Here is a 17,229-nt window from a genome sequence, read left to right as displayed (position 1 = left end):
ATGGACACCCCCGAGGAGCTGGCCTCAGGGCTCTCGGCCACCGGGTACCTGCCGGACGGCGGCATCGCGACGGCGGCGTTCCTCGCCGTCGCGATGGGGCGGCCGCTGTTCCTCGAGGGCGAGCCGGGCACCGGCAAGACGTCGCTGGCACTGGCCCTGTCGTCGGCTTTGGACGTGCCGCTGATCCGGCTCCAGTGCCACGAGGGCATCGACGCCACGCAGGCGCTGTACGACTGGGACTTCCCGCGTCAGCTGATGCACCTGCGGGTGCTGGAGTCGTCCGGTTCGGTCGACGAGGCGTCGCTCTACACGCGACGGTTCCTGCTCGCGCGGCCGCTGCTGCAGGCGCTGGAGTCGGCGCCGTGCGTGCTGCTGGTCGACGAGATCGACCGGGCGGACGACGAGTTCGAGGCGTTCCTGCTGGAGGTGCTCTCGGAGAACGCCGTGTCGATCCCCGAGTTCGGTGAGGTGCGCGCCTCGGTGCCGCCGCTGGTCGTGCTCACGTCCAACCGCACGCGCGAGGTGCACGACGCGTTGAAGCGGCGGTGCCTCTACCACTGGCTGGAGCACCCCACGTTGGATCGTGAAGTGGCGATCCTGCGGCGGCGGTTGCCGGATCTGTCGGAACGGCTCGCCGCGCAGGTCGCGGCCGCCGTGCACCGGTTGCGGGCGATGGACCTGGTGAAACCGCCGGGGGTGGCCGAGTCGCTGGACTGGGCGCAGGCGCTGCTGGCTCTCGGCCGCGACACCCTGGACACCGAGTCCGCGGCGGCGACCCTGGGCGCGGTTCTCAAGTACCGCGAGGACGCCGAACGCGCTCTCCGCGCCGGTCTGGCCGGCTGACTAGGCGCACAATCGAGGGATGAGCGACGCGCTCTCCGTCTGCGTGGGCTTCACCCGCGTGCTGCGCGCGGCCGGCCTCGCCTGCGGCCCGGACCGGGTGCAGGCGTACCTGCGCGCGGCCGGGCACGTCGACCTCTACTGGGCGGGCAGGCTGACGCTGTGCGCGGACCCGGACGACCTGCCGCGTTACGACAAGGCGTTCCAGGCGTGGTTCGGCGGCGAACGACCGCGGATGCGTCCCAGGATCGAGGTCACCGTCGAGCAGCTGCGGCTCGGTCTCGCGGCCAGTGACGTGGAAGTGCTGCGGCACAAGGACTTCTCCGAACTGAACCCGCGGGAGCGGGAAGCGTTCCGGCAGCTGCTGAAACAGCTGCGCCCGGTACCGCCGAAGCGCAGGGCGCGCCGGATGCGCAAGGCGGCCAAGGGACCGGTCGACCCGCGCCGCACGATCCGGAAGATGATCGAGGCCGGTGGCGAGATCGTCCTGCCCGAACACCGCAGGAGGACGCGCAAGCCGCGCCGGGTGGTGCTGCTGATCGACGTGTCCGGCTCGATGAGCGCCTACGCCGACGGCCTCATCAGGTTCGCGCACGTGCTGGCCAGGTCGATGCCCGTCGAGGTGCACACGATCGGCACCCGGCTGACCCGCGTGACGCGCCAGCTGCGGGAACGCGACCCCGAGCAGGCCATGCGGGCCGTCGCCAGGGCCGTGCCGGACTACGAGGGCGGCACCCGGCTCGGTGAGACGCTCCAGGCGTTCACCCGGCAGTGGCGGCAGCGCGGGGCCGTCGTCGTCCTGTTCTCCGACGGGTGGGAACGTGGTGATCCACAACTGCTGGCGGAGCAGATCCGAAGAATCAGAAGAACCTCCCACGCCGTCATCTGGGCCAACCCGCACGCGGGCAAGCCGGGGTACGAGCCGGTGCAGTCGGGCATCCTGGCGGCACTGCCGCACGTCGACCGGCTCGTCGCCGGTCACAGCCTGGAAGCGCTGCGAGAACTGCTGAGTGAGGTGCGTCGTGCGTGACGTGTTGTTCGAGCTGGCCGAACGGGTCGACTGCGGCGAGACGGTCGGGGTCGGCACGGTCGTCGCGACGTTCAGCTCCGCCCCGCGGCCACCGGGAGCGGCGATGCTCGTCGCGCCGGACGGCACGGTCACCGGCAGCGTGTCCGGCGGGTGCGTCGAGGGCGCGGTCTACGAGCTGGCACAGGGCAGTGAGACCCCGGTGCTCCAGCGCTACGGCGTGAGCGACGACGACGCGTTCGCGGTCGGCCTGACCTGCGGCGGGATCATCGACATCTACGTCGAGAAGATCAACCGGGAGAACTTCCCGGAACTACCCGACGTCGTTGAGACCGTCCGGGCCGAGCAGCCGGTCGCGATCGCCACCGTCATCACGAGCCCCGGCCGTCGCATGGTCATCTGGCCGGACCGCAGGGCGGGCACTCTCGGCTCGGCACGGGCCGACGACGCGGTCACCGACGACGCGCGCGGCATGCTCGCCAGCGGCCGCAGCGGGGTGCTCCACTACGGGCCGGACGGGCAGCGCCGGGGCGAGGGCATGGACGTCTTCGTCAACTCGTTCGAGCCGCCGCCGCGGCTGCTGGTGTTCGGCGCGATCGACTTCGCGGCCGCGATGGCCAGGCTCGGCTCGTTCCTCGGCTACCGGGTCACGGTGTGCGACGCGCGGCCGGTGTTCGCGACGAAGACGCGTTTTCCGGAGGCCGACGAGGTGATCGTCGACTGGCCGCACCGGTATCTGGCGAAGATCGCGGACAAGCTCGACGAGCGCACCGTCATCGCGGTGCTGACGCACGACCCGAAGTTCGACGTGCCGCTGCTGGAGGTCGCGTTGCGGCTCAAGGTCGGCTACGTCGGCGCGATGGGCTCGCGGCGAACGCACGAAGATCGCCTCGCGCGGCTGCGCGAAGCCGGGCTGACCGAGAGCGAACTGGCGACGTTGAGCTCACCGATCGGGCTCGATCTCGGCGCGCGCACACCGGAGGAGACCGCGGTGTCGATCGCCGCGGAGATCATCTCCCGGCGGTGGAACGGAAGTGGTTCGCGGCTCAGCGAGCTGAGCCTGCCGATCCACCGCTGATCGGGTTGTGTGAAGGCTCAACCGGGTGGAGGCTGGGGTGACCCTCGTCACACAGCCCCCTGGGAGGGTTCATGCACATCTCGGTCAACGTCGACGGAGTGAGGCACGCCGACGAGGTGGAACCGCGCATGCTGCTCGTGCACTACCTGCGCGAGCGGCTGGGGAAGACCGGCACGGTGGTTGGCTGCGACACGAGCAACTGCGGTGCCTGCACGGTGCACCTCGACGGACACAGCGTGAAGTCGTGCTCGGTGCTCGCGGTACAGGCGAACGGGCACGACATCACGACCATCGAAGGTCTCGCCCGTGACGGGAAGCTTCACCCGGTGCAGGAGGCGTTCCACGCCAACCACGCGCTCCAGTGCGGGTTCTGCACTCCAGGAATGATCATGCAGGCGATCGACCTGATCGCCGACGACCCGAGTCCGGACGACGAGGCCGTGCGCAAGGGCCTCGAGGGCAACCTGTGCCGCTGCACCGGTTACCAGAACATCGTCCGCGCGGTCCAGGACGCGGCGCACCGCATGAGGCCCGGCGCGGGGCCCGACGCCGAACGCGTGCAGGACGAGGCACGCGCGCACCACGTGGTGGGTGGCGAATGACCGCCACGGCGGAGCCCGAGGTAGGCAGGGCCCGGCTCCGCAAGGAGGACGCACGGCTCATCACCGGCCGGACCACGTGGACCGACAACGTCCAGCTGACCGGCCTGCTGCACATGGCCGTCCTGCGCAGTCCCATGGCGCACGCGCGCATCCGCGGCATCGACGTCACGCAGGCCGTCGCCATGCCGGGTGTGCTCGTCGTCCTCACCGGTGAGGACCTCGCCGCCGAGCAGGGCAGCCTGCCGTGCGCGTGGCCGATCACCGAGGACATGAAGGCACCGCCGGCGCCCGCGCTGGCAGTCGACCAGGTCAACTTCGCGGGCGAGGCCGTCGCCGTCGTCATCGCGGACAACGCCTATCGCGCGGTGGACGCGCTCGCGGCGATCGACGTCGACTACGACGAGCTGCCCGTCGTGCTCGACATGAACCAGGCGCTCGCCGAGGACGCCGACCTCGTGCACCCCGACCTCGGCACGAACAAGAGCGCCACGTGGGTGTTCGACTCCGCGGACGCGGGGTCGGGTGGCGACGTCGAGCAGGCCATCGCCGACGCCGAGGTCGTGCTGGAGCGGACGTTCCGCCAGCAGCGGCTGATCCCGGCGTTCATGGAGCCGCGCTCGGTCGTGTGCGACCCGTCGAACGACATGTTCACGGTCACGTCCGCGACGCAGATCCCGCACATCCTGCGCTGGATGCTGTCCGCCGTGCTGGGCATCGCTGAGCACAAGATCCGCGTCATCGCGCCGGACGTCGGCGGCGGGTTCGGCGGCAAGCTCCAGGTCACGCCGGAAGAGGTGCTCTGCGTGCTGGCCGCGCGGCGGATGGGCCGCCCGGTGAAGTGGACGGAGTCGCGCACCGAGTCGATGCTGTGCGCGCACCACGGCCGCGACCAGATCCAGAAGATCACGCTGTCCGCGCGGCGCGACGGCACGGTCACCGGCCTGAAGGTCGAGCTGCTCGCGGACATGGGCGCGTACCTGCGCCTGGTCACGCCGGGCATCCCGATCCTCGGCGCGTTCATGTACAACGCGATCTACAAGTTCCCGTCCTACCGGTTCGTCTGCACCAACGTGTTCACCAACAAGGTGCCGACGGACGCCTACCGCGGCGCCGGTCGCCCGGAGGCCACGTTCGCGATCGAGCGGATGATGGACGAGCTCGCGGCCGAGCTGGGCGTCGACCCGATGAAGCTCCGGCAGCAGAACTGGATCAAGCACGAGGAGTTCCCGTTCACCACGGTCGCCGGGCTCACCTACGACTCCGGCAACTACGAGGCCGCGACCGCGCGGGCGCTGGAGCTGTTCGGCTACGACGCGCTGCGCGCGGAGCAGGCCGAGCGGCGCGCGTCGAAAGACCCGGTGCAGCTCGGCATCGGCATCTCCACCTACACCGAGATGTGCGGCCTCGCGCCGTCCCGCATCCTCGGCGCACTTCGTTACGCCGCAGGCGGTTGGGAGCACGCGTCGATCCGGATGCTGCCCACCGGCAAGGTGGAGGTGATCACCGGGACGTCGCCGCACGGCCAGGGCCATGAGACGGTGTGGAGCCAGATCGTCGCCGACCGGCTCGGCGTGCCGTTCGAGGACGTCGAGGTGCTGCACGGCGACACGGCGTCGTCGCACAAGGGCATGGACAGCTACGGGTCCCGCTCGCTCGCCGTCGGCGGCACCGCGCTGGTGCGGGCCGCGGACAAGGTGCTGGCGAAGGCCCGCACGCTCGCCGCGCACATGATGGAGTGCGACGAGGGCGACGTGGACTTCACCGCAGGCCAGTTCTCCGTGCGCGGCACGGGAACCAGCCGCGCGCTCGGTGACGTGGTGCTCGCCGCGCACGTCGCGCACGACCTGCCGGACGGCATGGAGCCCGGCATGGACGCGGACGCCACGTTCGACCCGGACAACTTCTCCTACCCGCACGGAACCCACCTGTGCGCCGCGGAGGTCGACACGCAGACCGGTCAGGTCAAGATCAGGTCGTACGTGGCGGTCGACGACGTCGGCACGGTCGTCAACCCGCTGATCGTCGACGGCCAGGTGCACGGCGGCATCGCGCAGGGCATCGCGCAGGCCTTGTTCGAGGAGGCCGTGCACGACGAGGACGGCACGCTGACCACGGCGACGCTCGCCGACTACCTGGTGCCGTCCGCGGCCGACCTGCCCAGCTTCACCACCGCCCGCACGGCGACACCCGCGACGTCGAACCCCTTGGGAGTCAAGGGTGTCGGCGAGGCGGGCACGATCGCGTCCACTCCCGCTGTCGTGAACGGGATCATCGACGCGGTGCGGCACCTCGGCGTCTCGGACATCGAGATGCCGTGCACGCCGGAACGCGTGTGGCGTGCCGTTCGCGGGAGCTCGGACGGCGGCTCGACCGCGCCGGAAGCCGCGGGCGGGCTCGGTTCCATCGACGCGCAGGGAGGGCAGTCGTGATCCCCGCGGAGTTCGACTACCAATGTCCGTCCTCTGTGGACGAAGCGATCCGGATGCTCGCCGACGCGGGCGAGGACGCGAAGGTGCTGGCCGGTGGGCAGAGCCTGATCCCGGTGCTGCGGATGCGGCTCGCCGCGCCGTCGGTGCTGATCGACCTGTCCGCGTTGACGGAGCTGACCGGCGTGCGCGACGACGGTGACTCGCTGCTGATCGGTGCGATGACCACGCACTACGAGGTGCAGCGCGACCACCTGGTCCACGAGCACGCCCGGTTGCTGTTCGCGGCGACGAACACGGTCGCGGACCCGCAGGTGCGGCACCGCGGCACGTTCGGCGGCTCGCTGGCGCACGCCGATCCGGCGGGCGACCTGCTGGCCCCGGTGCTCGCGCTGGACGCCGTGATGATCATCGCGGGCCCGAACGGCAGGCGCGAGGTGCCCGCGGCGGAGTTCTTCGTCGACTACTTCACGACCGCGTTGGCTCCGGACGAGCTGCTGCTCGACGTCCGCGTCCCGAAGTGCAGCGGGTGGGGCGCGCACTACGAGAAGCTCAACCGGGTCGCGCAGGCGTGGTCGATCGTCGCGGTCGCCGCGGCCGTGCAGGTCTCGGGCGGCGCGATCACGCAGGCTCGGGTCGGGCTGACGAACATGGGCTCGACGCCGGTCCGCGCGCGTGCCGTCGAGGACGCGCTGGTCGGCCAGCCGGCGACACCGGAGGCGATCAACGCCGCGGCCGAACGGGCCGCGGAGGGCACGTCCGTCGGTGACGACTACAAGGAGAACCTCGCCCGAGTGCTCTGCGGGCGCGCGCTGACCTCGGCGGTCACCGCATGAAGCTGGAACACCGGTTCACCGTCCCCGCACCGCTCGACCAGGTGTGGGAGGCGTTGCTGGATCCGGAACGGGTGGCGCCCTGCATGCCGGGCGCCACCCTGTCCGGGGTCGACGGCAAGACGTTCAGCGGGACGGTGAAGGTCAAGCTCGGGCCGGTGAACCTGCTCTACCGGGGCACCGGCGAGTTCGTCGACATCGACCCGGTCGCGCATTCGCTGGTGCTGCGCGCCTCGGGCAAGGACACGCGCGGCAACGGCACGGCCAGAGCGACCGTGACGGTGCACGTCGACGAGGAGGTGCGGGTCGAAACGGACCTCAGCATCACCGGCCGTCCGGCCCAGCTCGGACGGGGCCTGATCGCCGAAGTGGGCGGGAAGATCGTGGCGCAGTTCGCGGAATCCCTGGCGACGGAGCTCGAGCCGGGGGAAGCTGGCGATGTGCAGCAACAGCATCTCCGAGTCGTCCGCGATGAGCCCGAACCCATCGATCTCATCGGCACCGCCGGCGTTCCGGTGCTGAAACGCCTGCTACCGGTGCTGGCGGTCGCGCTCGTCGTGATCGTCTTCGTCCTGCGGCGCAGGCGGAACCGCTGAACCTCGTCACCCGGCGGCTGGCCCTGGTGCTGGCCGCCGGGTTCTTCGCGTCCGCGTGCACCGGCTCACCCGTCGTCATGACGCCGGTGCCCGCGCCGCCGTCCTCCACGTCGTCGGACTCGCCACCGCCACCGCGCTCGTTCACGCTGGCCGCGGGCGGCGACATCCTGATCCACCCGGCGCTGACCGACCAGGCCGTCGCCGACGGCGGCGGTGGCCGCAACTTCCTGCCGCTCTTCGACGGCGTGCGCAGGGCCGTCGACGCGGACGTGTCGCTGTGCCACCTGGAGGTGCCGCTCGGCAAGCCGGAGGGCCCGTTCTTCGGCTACCCGTCCTTCCTGGCGCCGCCCGAGGTGGCTCGCGGCCTGAAGGACCTGGGTTACGACAGCTGCTCGACCGCGTCCAACCACACGCTCGACCGCGGCCCGTCCGCGATCCAGACGACCCTGGACGCACTCGACGCCGTCGGGCTGAAGCACACCGGCTCGTTCCGCACGCCCGAGGAGGCCGCCGCGCCGCTGATCCTGGACGCCGGTGGCGTGAAAGTGGCGCAGCTGTCGTTCACCTACGGCTTCAACGGCATCCCGCTGCCGCAGCCGTGGATGGCGAACCAGATCAACGTGCCGAAGATCCTGGCCGATGCCCGCGCGGCGCGTGCCGCCGGTGCCGAGGTCGTCGTGCTGTCCGTGCAGTGGGGCGCGGAGTACCAGCACGAGGCGACGGACGAGCAGAAGTCGCTGGCCCGCCAGATCCTGGCCGACCCGGCCGTCGACCTGATCATCGGCACGCACGTGCACGTGGTGCAGCCGTTCGAGAACATCGGCGGCAAGTGGGTCGCCTACGGCCTCGGCAACGAGGTCGCCCGGCACTCAGAGCCGCGCGGCGTCACCGAGGAGGGCGCGATCGCGCGCTTCAAGTTCGTGCAGGGACCCCAGGGCTGGAAGGTCGAGACGGCCGAGTACGTGCCCACGCTCGTCGAGTTGGGGCCGCCCATCCGGTTGGTGGACCTGACGCGGATGCCCGAGTCGCCGCGGCGCACCGAGGCGATCAAGCGGACCGAAGGTGTGCTGCTCAGCATGGGTGCGATGGGTGCAGGCCTGACGCGCGGGAAGCCCTGAGCCGTCCCGGCCGCACGGAGGACGCTCGCGGGATCAGGGCCAGGACCACTGCGGTCAGCAGGAGGTAGGCGGGGACGAGCAGCACCGCGTCGGGCGCGACCAGCTCCGCGGACCACCCGGCTCCGCGCGTGTCGCCGAACAGCACGACCCGGTTGACCGCCAGGAAGCTGAGGTGCAGCCCGACGCACGTCCACAGCGACCCGGTGCGGATCCGGGCGACGAGCAGCGTGATGCCGAAGACCGCCATGAGCACCGCGTAGGCCACCGGGTCCTCGCCCGCCGGCGCGAACGTCAGCGGGTGCGCGGGGTCGATCAGGTGCCGCACCGCGTTCGACGTCAGCGCGGCGCACGTGAACAGCGCCAGCGTGCCGGCGAACTTCAGGCCACGCGGCAGGGCGGTGAACACGTAGCCGCGGAAGACGAGCTCCTCCGGCATCGCCTCCAGCAGGAACGCGATCACGGTGTTGGTGAGCAGGAACAACGCCAGCTGCGGCCAGTCCGGCGTGCCCCACCGCAGCCAGCCGAGCGCTGTACCCGCGCCGAACACGATCGCCGCGGACAGCAGCGTCACCCCGGCACCGAGCACCACCAGACCTGGCCGGACGAGCCCGAGGGTGCGCAGCGGCGCGCGGTCCGCGAAGCGGCGCAGCAGCAGGATGAGCGGCACCACGATCGCGAAGCAGACGACCGCGGTGAGCCACCTGTCGCCCACGGCTCCCGCGACTCCGAGCCCCACCGCCATCACGGCGGTCCCCACCAGCGCCCTGATCATGCCGACCAGACTACCGGGGATTTAGCTCACTTGTGTCAGAAACGCGTTGGAGTCGGGAACGCCACAACTCCGCGGTCTCCTCGTCGGCCGCGAACGCGTCGTTCGGCACCGGTGGTGTGCTCAGGACGGGTATGAAACCGTCGACCGGCACCAGGGACGAGTCCGTCACGTCCCCGGTCATCAGCGCCATCGTGGCCAGTCCGCAGGCGTAGTCCAACGTCGGCAGCGCGCCCGCCAGCGCCAGTCCAGCGGCCAGCCCGACCGACGTCTCGACCGCGGACGACACGACGCACGGCAGCCCGCAGGCCTCGGCGACCCGCAACGCCCGCCGCACCCCGCCCAGTGGTGCCACCTTGATCACCGCGATGTCCGCGGCACCGGCGACGGCCACCTTCAGCGGGTCCTCCGCCCGCCGGATCGACTCGTCGGCCGCGATCGGCACCGAGACGCGCCTGCGGACGGCGGCCAGGTCCTCGATCGTCGGGCACGGCTGCTCCACGTACTGCAGGCCGCCTGCCGCCCGGTCGAGAGCGCGGATCGCCACGACGGCCTGGTCGACGTCCCACATCATGTTCGCGTCGACCCGGATGAAGCCGGACGGGCCCAGCGCGGCCCGCACCGCTTCCAGGCGTTCGCAGTCCTCGGCGAGCGGGGACTCCGCGACCTTCACCTTGGCCGTCGAGCAGCCGGAGGCGGCGACGATCTCGAACGCCCGTGCGGCGGAGACCACCGGAACCGTGCAGTTCACCGGGATGCGCGACCGCACCGGCGCGGGCCACCCCTCGAACGCCGCCTCGCGTGCGCAGGCCAGCCACGGCACGCACTCGGCGTCGGAGTAGTCGAGGAACGGGCAGAACTCGCCCCACCCCGCGGGTCCCTCGAACAGCAGGCCCGACCGGACGGTGATGCCGCGGAACCGGTTGCGCATCGGGATCGAGTAGACGAAGGACACGGACCGATCTTCACACGCCGAGCCGCCGCCTGACGAACGAGGACAGCTGGTCCACCGCGACGACCAGCACGAGCACCACCAGGATGTGCGTGACCATCTCGTCGAAGCGGAACAGCTTGATCGACTGGTTGATGAGGAAGCCGATGCCGCCCGCGCCGACCAGGCCGAGCACGAGCGACGACCGCACGTTCACGTCCAGCCGGTAGAGCAGCAGGCCGGCCAGCGACGGCAGCACGGTCGGCAGCACCGCGTTGACCGCGACCTGGGCGCGGGACGCGCCGGCGACGCGCAGCGCGTCGCGCGGGCCGCGATCGCTCTCGTCCATCGACTCGGCCCACAGCTTGCCCATCACGCCGGTGTTGTGGCACACCAGCGCGAGCACGCCGGCGAACGGGCCGAGTCCGACGGCCGTCACGAAGATCAGCGCGAACACCACGTCCGGGACCGAGCGCAGGAACGACAGGACCGAGCGCGCCGCCTGGGCGGTCACCGAACCAGGCGTCGTCGCGCGAGAAGACAGCAACGCCAGCGCCAAAGCGGACGGGATCGACAGCGTCGTGCCCAGCAGTCCCATGTAGAGGGTCACGACCGCGGCGTCGAGTCCCGCGCCCAGCACGGACAGGTCGGGCGGCAGGGACGACGCGAGGAAGTCGGCCATGCCTCGCCAACCTGAGACCAATGTGGACGGTGAGATGTCCGTGGCGCGCCAGGCGAGCACGTGCGCGGTCACGACGACCAGTGCGATGGCGATCGCGAGCTTCGACGGTGCCCTTCGGCGTGGAGGTGCGAGCGTCATCGCGTCACCTCCGGTGAAGCGGCCTTGCCGTTGTGCAGAGCCACGATCCGGTGCGCGTAGCAGTGGGCCAGCTCGGGCTGGTGCAGCACCGCGACCACGGCCAGGCCGTCGGAAGCGAGTTGCCGCAACAACTCCACGACCTGTGCGGCGGCGGCCGGGTCGAGCGCGGACACCGGTTCGTCGGCCAGGATCACCTCCGCGCGCTGGCACAGCGCCCGTGCGATGGCGACGCGCTGCTGCTGTCCGCCGGACAGCCGCGCGCACCGCTCAGCCGCGCGGTCGGCGAGCCCGACCCGGTCCAGACACTCCATCGCTTCGGACCGCAAAGTGTTGGGGAAGAAGAAGGACCGGCGCAGCGGCAGCCTGCCGAGCGCGCCCGTGCAGACGTTGTCCAGCGCGGTTCGCCTGCGCACCAGGTGGATGCCCTGGAACACCATCGCCGCCGGGGCCGAGGTGATCTCGCCGGCGTCCGGCCGTTCGAGCCCGACGGCGCAGCGCAGCGCGGTCGACTTGCCGGACCCGTTCGGGCCGAGCAGCGCCACGAACTCACCGGGCCGCACGTCGAGGTCGAACCCGTCGAGCACCGTGCGGCCGTCGTACGACTTGCGCAGGCCGCGGATCTCCAGCGACATCAGACGTCCTCTTCGGTGAGCCCGAGCGTGGCAGCGAGGTCGAACAGCGGCCGATAGGTGTCCTTCGTGACCGCGGCCAGCGGACCGGGCGGGTCGACGTCGAGCAGCGCGCCGACCTTCGCGACGTCCGCGGGGCCCAGCTGCAGCAACGCCTTGCGCACCCGGTCCTTGAACGCCGGGTCGAGGTCGCCGCGCACGGTGATCGGGTCGTTCGGGATCGGCTCGGACGTCCACACCGCGCGGAACCGCGTCTCGTCGAACGCACCCGCCGCCTTGGCCGTCGCGAGCTGCTGGCTGTTGATCTCGGCGGCCTCGACCTTGCCGTTGGTGAGCGCCAGCATCGCCTCCGGGTGCCCGCCCGCGTAGTCGAGCCTCGCCGTCACGCCCGCCTGCCGCAGCGCGTACCGGGGCAGCGCGTCACCCGAGGTCGAGCCGATGCTGCTCAACGCGAGCGATTTGCCGTCGAGGTCCTTGACGCTCTTGACCGGTGAGTCCTTCGGCACCCAGATCGCGGCCGTGTACGTGGTGAGTGCGCCCTTGGCGTCGCCGAAGGACACCAGCGGCTCGGCCTTCGCCTTGGTGCTGGCGAACACGTACCCGAGCGGCCCGAACTGGGCGATGTCGAGCCTGCCGTTGCGCATGGCGAGCACCTCGGCGGCGTAGTCGTCGACGACCTGGAGCTCGACCGGGCAGTTCAGCGCGCCCTGCAACGCCTTCGCCAGCACCTCGTAGGCGGGCTTGAGCTTCGCGGGGTCCTCGTACGGTTCGACGCCGAACCGGATCTGGCCGCCGGGGCACGTCCCGGCGCTGGTGTCGGTGAGGGATCCGCACGCGGTCAGCAGGACGGCGGCGGTCATCGTTGCGGCCAGCAGGCGCATCACAGCTCCTGGAAGAGGTCGTCGATCACGGTCGGAGCGAGTCCGAGCGCGGTGGTCATGCCGATGCCGGAGGTCACCGAGACCACCCGGACGTCGTCGGCGGGCGTGGCCACCAGGAACGGGCCGGGCGCGGACGCGTAGACACCGCGCCAGCGCTCGAGCACGGTCAGGCGCGGCACACCGAGCAGCCGCGCGGTCTCGGCGAGCACGCGCTCGTCCAGCTCCTCGGTGCGGTACGGCTCGACGGTCTGCCCGTAGGCGTGGGTGTCGCCGATGGTCAGCGAGCCGTCGGGCAGCTGGGTGAACATCAGGTTGAGCCCGATCTCGACGAGCTCGGGGTGCTCGCGCGCGAGCCGCTCCCGGACGAGCGGGTGGCTGGGACAGCGCGCGAAACCGTTGTAGCGCAACAGGGAGAAGCCGGTCAGCACGGCCGGCTCGACGGTCGTGCCGTGCGGGTCGGCGACGCGCAGCATGCGCAGTTCGCAGCGCCGCACGTCGTGTTGTTCGGCGGTGCCGGGGAAGTGCCGGTCGACGTCGTGGCCGACGGCCACCACGATCTTGCGCGCCGCCAGCGGGCCGCGGCTGGTGCGCACCAGTCCGGGCTCGATGGTGTGCGCGCTGGTGGACCAGTGGAACCGCACGCCCCGTTCCGCGAGGTACCGGGCGATCCGGTGCACCGCTTCGCGCGGGTCCACCCTGATGTCCAGCGGCAGCAGCGCCGCGCCGAGGACGCCGTCGAGCGGCACCGGCAGCTGGCGCGGTGAGAGCAGCCGCACATCGCGGATCTCGGCGAACTCCCGCAGCACGGCCAGTTCGTCGTCGGCGCGAGCGGCGACGAGCGTTCCCTTGTCGCGCAACCAGAACCCGGCTTCCTTCGCGAGCCGCAGCCACGCTTCGCGGGCGACGAGCGCGTAGTCGAGCGCGACGCCGTCCTGCGCGGTGAAGCAGCCGTGCCCGAAGTTGCGGACCGACGCCCCGGTCGCGTGCGCGTCGCGCTCGACCACGGTGACGGAGAGGCCGCGCTCGACCGCGTCGAACGCGTGCGCCAGCCCCACGATCCCGGCGCCGACCACGACCAGGTCACTTGTCATGACATGTACTCTCAGCTGGCCAGGCGGAGTTCGTCAACGCCGATGGTGACGTGTTCATGTGGTGTTCAGACTTGTCATGACAGGTAGGGTTCGGTTCATGGAGACACCGCTGCACGAGCGCATCGCCGCCGACCTGCGCCGGGCCATCGCGTCCGGCGAGCTCGCGGTGGGCGACCCCGTGCCGTCCGAGTCGCAGCTGAGCGCGATGTGGAACGCCTCCCGCGCGCCGGTGCGCCAGGCGCTGTCCGCGCTGCGGGCCGAGGGCATGATCGGCGGTGGTCGCGGCAAGCCCGCTGTCGTGCGGATGCAGGCGCTCAGTCAGCCGTTCGAGACGTTCCTGTCGTTCTCCAGCTGGGCGGCCGGGATGGGGCACACCCCCGGCCAGCGGACGCTGGAGATCGCGTTGCGGCCCGCGTCGGCGGAGGTGGCCGACGCGCTCGGGCTCGAGGAGGGCGCGCAGGTCGTCCAGCTGCTGCGGCAGCGGTCGATCGACGGGCGGCCGACGATGCTGGAGCGCACGACCTTCGTCGAGCCGGTCGGGCGGTTGCTGCTCGACTTCGACTGCGACTCGGGCTCGTTGTACGCGCACCTCGGGTCGTGCGGCGTCGACATGTCCGTTGCGCGGCACCAGATCGACGCGGTCGCGGCGGACGAGGTGGACAGCTCGCTGCTGGACGTCCCGGTCGGCGCACCGCTGCTGAGGGAACGCCGCCGGGCGTCCGGTGTGGACGGCCGGCCCGTCGAGTACTCGGACGACCGCTACCGGCCGGACATGGTCAGCTTCTCGATCGAGAACTCCCAGCAGGCGCGACCAGCTCTGCTGCGGGACTGGAGGGCGTCGTGATCTCACTCGTCGTGCTGGACGTCGCGGGGACGACCGTGCAGGAGCACGGCGCCGTGTACGACGCGCTGCGGGACGCGGTCGTCGCGGCGGGCGGCGACGCGGGCGACGTGCACCGGTGGATGGGCGCGTCCAAGCGGGAAGCCATCGCCGCCATGCTCGGACAGTCCGAAGTAGACGTTGTGGACGCCGCGTTCGCCGACTTCCGGCGACGGCTGGCGGCAGCCTACGAGGCCGTTCCGCCCGAACCGCTGCCCGGTGTGCCGGAGGCGCTGGCGAAGCTGCGCGCCGCGGGCGTCAAGGTCGCGCTCACCACCGGGTTCGACCGGGCCGTCGTCGACGGGCTGCTCGGCACGCTCGGGTGGGACTCCTCGGTGCTGGACGCCGTCGTGTGCGTCTCCGACGTGCCCGCGGGCAGGCCCGCGCCGTACATGATCTTCCGGGCGATGGAGCTGACCGGCGTCCGGTCGGTCGCCGAGGTGCTGGTCGCCGGGGACACCACGCGCGACCTCGAGGCGGGCGTGAACGCCGGGGCCGCGTACGTGGTCGGGGTGCTGAGCGGCGGGCACGACGCCGAGGAACTGGGCGTCGTGCGGCACACGCACCTGCTGCCGAGCGTCGCCGGGCTGCCGGAGCTGCTCGGCGTCTGAGTCAGTCCAGCGCAGTCAGTCCAGCGCCGCGGTGTGCCGCAGCTGCTCGGGCGACGGCGACGTGGCGAGCACGTGCAGCGCGTCGCCGAACCGGTCGAGCCGGCGGTCCAGCTCCATCAGCTCGCGCGACGGCTCGGCCACGAGCGCCGCACGGCCGGGACGGTTGCCCGCCGCGGTCAGCGCGTCGCGGATGGGCAGCGACCGGCGCAGCGCGACGAGCAACGTCCACAGGCGGCGTTCGACGATCGCGAGCTGCGCCGGGTCACCCGAGACGGTCAGGAAGTCCGCGCGGATCGACGTGGCCCTGCGGAGCTGGGCTGGACACGTGAAGTCGCTGCTCCGCACCACCTGTTCAGGGGGCGCGGACGCCGCCAGCGACGCCTCGGAGGGGCGGAAGAACCGCCGGCCCGCCGGACGCGGCGCCGACGGGTTCCACATCCACCAGAACGTCATCCGACCAGGTCGTCCGCGTCGACGATCTTGTACGCGTAGCCCTGCTCGGCGAGGAACCGCTGCCGGTGCGCCGCGTAGTCGGTGTCGAGGGTGTCGCGCGAGACGACCGAGTAGAAGTGGGCCTGCCGGCCGTCGCCCTTGGGTCGCAACAGCCTGCCCAGCCGCTGCGCCTCCTCCTGGCGCGAACCGAACGTGCCCGACACCTGTACGGCCACCGACGCCTCCGGCAGGTCGATCGAGAAGTTCGCGACCTTGGATACCACCAACACGCGCTGCTCGCCGCGCCGGAAGGCGTCGAACAGCTGCTCGCGCTCCTTGTTCTTCGTCGAACCCTGGATCACCGGCGCGTTCAGCGCCTCACCCAGTTCGTCGAGCTGGTCCAGGTACGCGCCGATCACCAGCGTCGGCTCGTCCGGGTGCCGGTCGAGGATCCGCTTGACCACCGGGATCTTCGTGGCCGCGGTCGAGCACAGCTTGTAGCGGTCCTCCGGCTCGGCCGTCGCGTAGTTCAGGCGCTCGTTGTCCGTCAGCGTCACCCGGACCTCGGTGCACTCGGCGGGCGCGATCCAGCCCTGCGCCTCGATGTCGCGCCACGGCACGTCGTACCGCTTCGGCCCGATCAGCGAGAAGACGTCGCCCTCCTGGCCGTCCTCGCGCACCAGCGTCGCGGTCAGCCCGAGCCTGCGGCGCGACTGCAGGTCGGCGGTCATCCGGAACACCGGCGCGGGCAGCAGGTGGACCTCGTCGTAGACGATCAGGCCCCAGTCGCGCGAGTCGAACAGCTCCAGGTGCTTGTACTCGCCCTTCGACTTGCGGGTGATCACCTGGTAGGTCGCGATGGTGACCGGGCGGATCTCCTTGCGCTCACCCGAGTACTCGCCGATCTCGTCCTCGGTGAGCGAGGTGCGCGCCACCAGCTCGCGCTTCCACTGACGGCCCGCCACGGTGTTCGTGACCAGGATCAGCGTCGTCGCCTGCGCCTCGGCCATCGCGGCCGCGCCGACCAGCGTCTTCCCGGCGCCGCAGGGGAGCACGACGACCCCGGAGCCGCCCGCCCAGAACGCCTGGGCGGCGAGCCGCTGGTAGTCGCGGAGCTTCCAGCCGTTCTCGTCGAGCGCGATCGCGTGGGCCTCGCCGTCGACGTACCCGGCCTCGTCCTCGGCGGGCCAGCCGATCTTGAGCAGCAGCTGCTTGAGCCTGCCGCGCTCGCTCGGGTGCACGACGACCGTGTCGTCGTCGATCCGGGCGCCGAACATCGGGGCGATCTTCTTGTGGCGCATCACCTCCTCGAGCACGGCTCGGTCGAGCGAGGTGAGCACCAGCCCGTGCACGGGGCTGTTGTGGAGCACGAGCCTGCCGAACCGGCTCATCGTGTCCACCACGTCGACCAGCAGGGGCTGCGGCACGGGGTAGCGCGAGAAGCGGACCAGCGCGTCGACCACCTGCTCGGCGTCGTGTCCGGCTGCTCGGGCGTTCCACAGCGCGAGCGGCGTCACCCGGTACGTGTGCACGTGCTCGGGTGCGCGTTCGAGCTCGGCGAACGGGGCGATCGCGGTACGAGCCTCGTCCGCCTGCGGGTGGTCCACCTCCAGCAGCAGGGTCTTGTCCGACTGGACGATCAAGGGGCCATCGGTCACGGTCACC

Annotated in this window: 18 protein-coding genes; 10 read left to right on the top strand and 8 right to left on the bottom strand. The window is 71.3% G+C overall.

The window, feature by feature from the left end; translation table 11 throughout:
• The 8 genes from FKR81_RS23040 (at position 1) to FKR81_RS23005 (ending at position 8,520) form a co-directional block, all read left to right on the top strand.
• Positions 1 to 843, top strand: coding sequence for an AAA family ATPase (locus tag FKR81_RS23040; RefSeq protein WP_146354217.1), 843 nt, complete (start codon positions 1 to 3; stop codon positions 841 to 843).
• 19 nt (positions 844 to 862) lie between these two features.
• Positions 863 to 1,870 carry a vWA domain-containing protein gene (locus FKR81_RS23035; protein WP_146354215.1) on the top strand — a complete coding sequence of 336 codons (1,008 nt, stop codon included), beginning with the start codon at positions 863 to 865 and terminating at the stop codon, positions 1,868 to 1,870.
• Positions 1,863 to 2,945: an XdhC family protein gene (locus FKR81_RS23030; RefSeq protein WP_146354213.1), complete on the top strand. Its 1,083-nt coding sequence runs from the start codon at positions 1,863 to 1,865 to the stop codon at positions 2,943 to 2,945. The genes FKR81_RS23035 and FKR81_RS23030 overlap by 8 nt, the downstream gene beginning before the upstream one ends.
• A 71-nt stretch (positions 2,946 to 3,016) precedes the next feature.
• A complete protein-coding gene (locus FKR81_RS23025) occupies positions 3,017 to 3,547 on the top strand; it encodes a (2Fe-2S)-binding protein (RefSeq protein ID WP_146354211.1) in 531 nt (176 codons plus the stop codon).
• Entirely contained in the window at positions 3,544 to 5,976 is a 2,433-nt protein-coding gene (locus tag FKR81_RS23020) for a xanthine dehydrogenase family protein molybdopterin-binding subunit (protein ID WP_146354209.1), read from the top strand. The genes FKR81_RS23025 and FKR81_RS23020 overlap by 4 nt, the downstream gene beginning before the upstream one ends.
• The gene (locus FKR81_RS23015) at positions 5,973 to 6,809 is read left to right on the top strand and encodes an FAD binding domain-containing protein (RefSeq protein ID WP_146354208.1); all 837 of its coding nucleotides are present in this window, start codon (positions 5,973 to 5,975) and stop codon (positions 6,807 to 6,809) included. The genes FKR81_RS23020 and FKR81_RS23015 overlap by 4 nt, the downstream gene beginning before the upstream one ends.
• The gene (locus FKR81_RS23010; protein WP_146354205.1) at positions 6,806 to 7,402 is read left to right on the top strand and encodes an SRPBCC family protein; all 597 of its coding nucleotides are present in this window, start codon (positions 6,806 to 6,808) and stop codon (positions 7,400 to 7,402) included. Before FKR81_RS23015 ends, FKR81_RS23010 begins: the two co-directional genes overlap by 4 nt.
• A 26-nt stretch (positions 7,403 to 7,428) precedes the next feature.
• The gene (locus FKR81_RS23005; protein ID WP_235921708.1) at positions 7,429 to 8,520 is read left to right on the top strand and encodes a CapA family protein; all 1,092 of its coding nucleotides are present in this window, start codon (positions 7,429 to 7,431) and stop codon (positions 8,518 to 8,520) included.
• Here the strand turns inward: FKR81_RS23005 and FKR81_RS23000 are convergent.
• The 6 genes from FKR81_RS23000 to FKR81_RS22975 are packed head-to-tail and all read right to left on the bottom strand — an operon-like array spanning position 8,474 to position 13,641.
• On the bottom strand, positions 8,474 to 9,292 hold the full coding sequence (locus FKR81_RS23000) for a CPBP family glutamic-type intramembrane protease (RefSeq protein WP_146354204.1): 819 nt from the start codon (positions 9,290 to 9,292) through the stop codon (positions 8,474 to 8,476). The two genes, FKR81_RS23005 and FKR81_RS23000, sit on opposite strands and share 47 nt — an antisense overlap.
• Before the next feature lie 10 nt (positions 9,293 to 9,302).
• On the bottom strand, positions 9,303 to 10,220 hold the full coding sequence (locus tag FKR81_RS22995; protein WP_146354278.1) for an o-succinylbenzoate synthase: 918 nt from the start codon (positions 10,218 to 10,220) through the stop codon (positions 9,303 to 9,305).
• 34 nt (positions 10,221 to 10,254) lie between these two features.
• Positions 10,255 to 11,040 carry a phosphonate ABC transporter, permease protein PhnE gene (gene phnE / locus FKR81_RS22990; RefSeq protein ID WP_146354202.1) on the bottom strand — a complete coding sequence of 262 codons (786 nt, stop codon included), beginning with the start codon at positions 11,038 to 11,040 and terminating at the stop codon, positions 10,255 to 10,257.
• Positions 11,037 to 11,672, bottom strand: a complete 636-nt coding sequence (locus FKR81_RS22985) for a phosphonate ABC transporter ATP-binding protein (protein ID WP_146354200.1) — start codon at positions 11,670 to 11,672, stop codon at positions 11,037 to 11,039. Before FKR81_RS22985 ends, phnE begins: the two co-directional genes overlap by 4 nt.
• The gene (locus FKR81_RS22980; protein WP_146354198.1) at positions 11,672 to 12,550 is read right to left on the bottom strand and encodes a phosphate/phosphite/phosphonate ABC transporter substrate-binding protein; all 879 of its coding nucleotides are present in this window, start codon (positions 12,548 to 12,550) and stop codon (positions 11,672 to 11,674) included. Before FKR81_RS22980 ends, FKR81_RS22985 begins: the two co-directional genes overlap by 1 nt.
• A complete protein-coding gene (locus tag FKR81_RS22975; RefSeq protein ID WP_146354196.1) occupies positions 12,550 to 13,641 on the bottom strand; it encodes a TIGR03364 family FAD-dependent oxidoreductase in 1,092 nt (363 codons plus the stop codon). The genes FKR81_RS22980 and FKR81_RS22975 overlap by 1 nt, the downstream gene beginning before the upstream one ends.
• Positions 13,642 to 13,738: 97 nt before the next feature.
• Here FKR81_RS22975 and FKR81_RS22970 point away from each other — a divergent pair, with 97 nt between their 5' ends.
• The gene (locus tag FKR81_RS22970) at positions 13,739 to 14,485 is read left to right on the top strand and encodes a GntR family transcriptional regulator (protein WP_146354194.1); all 747 of its coding nucleotides are present in this window, start codon (positions 13,739 to 13,741) and stop codon (positions 14,483 to 14,485) included.
• On the top strand, positions 14,482 to 15,132 hold the full coding sequence (locus tag FKR81_RS22965) for a phosphonatase-like hydrolase (RefSeq protein WP_146354192.1): 651 nt from the start codon (positions 14,482 to 14,484) through the stop codon (positions 15,130 to 15,132). The genes FKR81_RS22970 and FKR81_RS22965 overlap by 4 nt, the downstream gene beginning before the upstream one ends.
• Positions 15,133 to 15,147: 15 nt before the next feature.
• On the opposite strand, the gene FKR81_RS22960 is transcribed toward FKR81_RS22965, so the two are convergent.
• Entirely contained in the window at positions 15,148 to 15,585 is a 438-nt protein-coding gene (locus FKR81_RS22960) for a hypothetical protein (protein WP_146354190.1), read from the bottom strand.
• Entirely contained in the window at positions 15,582 to 17,222 is a 1,641-nt protein-coding gene (locus FKR81_RS22955) for a DNA repair helicase XPB (protein WP_146354188.1), read from the bottom strand. The genes FKR81_RS22960 and FKR81_RS22955 overlap by 4 nt, the downstream gene beginning before the upstream one ends.
• Positions 17,223 to 17,229 lie beyond the last annotated feature (7 nt).

Origin of the sequence: Lentzea tibetensis (assembly GCF_007845675.1) — a bacterium.
GTDB classification, from domain to species: domain Bacteria; phylum Actinomycetota; class Actinomycetes; order Mycobacteriales; family Pseudonocardiaceae; genus Lentzea; species Lentzea tibetensis.
This window is presented reverse-complemented; position numbering and strand designations above follow the sequence as displayed.

Coding starts and splice junctions, on each gene's coding strand:
- FKR81_RS22960 (WP_146354190.1), bottom strand. CDS start 15,585: ATGACGTTCTGGTGGATGTGGAACCCGTCGGCGCCGCGTCCGGCGGGC.
- FKR81_RS23010 (WP_146354205.1), top strand. CDS start 6,806: ATGAAGCTGGAACACCGGTTCACCGTCCCCGCACCGCTCGACCAGGTG.
- FKR81_RS22975 (WP_146354196.1), bottom strand. CDS start 13,641: ATGACAAGTGACCTGGTCGTGGTCGGCGCCGGGATCGTGGGGCTGGCG.
- FKR81_RS22995 (WP_146354278.1), bottom strand. CDS start 10,220: ATGCGCAACCGGTTCCGCGGCATCACCGTCCGGTCGGGCCTGCTGTTC.
- FKR81_RS23035 (WP_146354215.1), top strand. CDS start 863: ATGAGCGACGCGCTCTCCGTCTGCGTGGGCTTCACCCGCGTGCTGCGC.
- FKR81_RS23020 (WP_146354209.1), top strand. CDS start 3,544: ATGACCGCCACGGCGGAGCCCGAGGTAGGCAGGGCCCGGCTCCGCAAG.
- FKR81_RS22985 (WP_146354200.1), bottom strand. CDS start 11,672: ATGTCGCTGGAGATCCGCGGCCTGCGCAAGTCGTACGACGGCCGCACG.
- FKR81_RS23040 (WP_146354217.1), top strand. CDS start 1: ATGGACACCCCCGAGGAGCTGGCCTCAGGGCTCTCGGCCACCGGGTAC.
- FKR81_RS23025 (WP_146354211.1), top strand. CDS start 3,017: ATGCACATCTCGGTCAACGTCGACGGAGTGAGGCACGCCGACGAGGTG.
- FKR81_RS23000 (WP_146354204.1), bottom strand. CDS start 9,292: ATGATCAGGGCGCTGGTGGGGACCGCCGTGATGGCGGTGGGGCTCGGA.
- phnE (WP_146354202.1), bottom strand. CDS start 11,040: ATGACGCTCGCACCTCCACGCCGAAGGGCACCGTCGAAGCTCGCGATC.
- FKR81_RS22980 (WP_146354198.1), bottom strand. CDS start 12,550: ATGCGCCTGCTGGCCGCAACGATGACCGCCGCCGTCCTGCTGACCGCG.
- FKR81_RS22970 (WP_146354194.1), top strand. CDS start 13,739: ATGGAGACACCGCTGCACGAGCGCATCGCCGCCGACCTGCGCCGGGCC.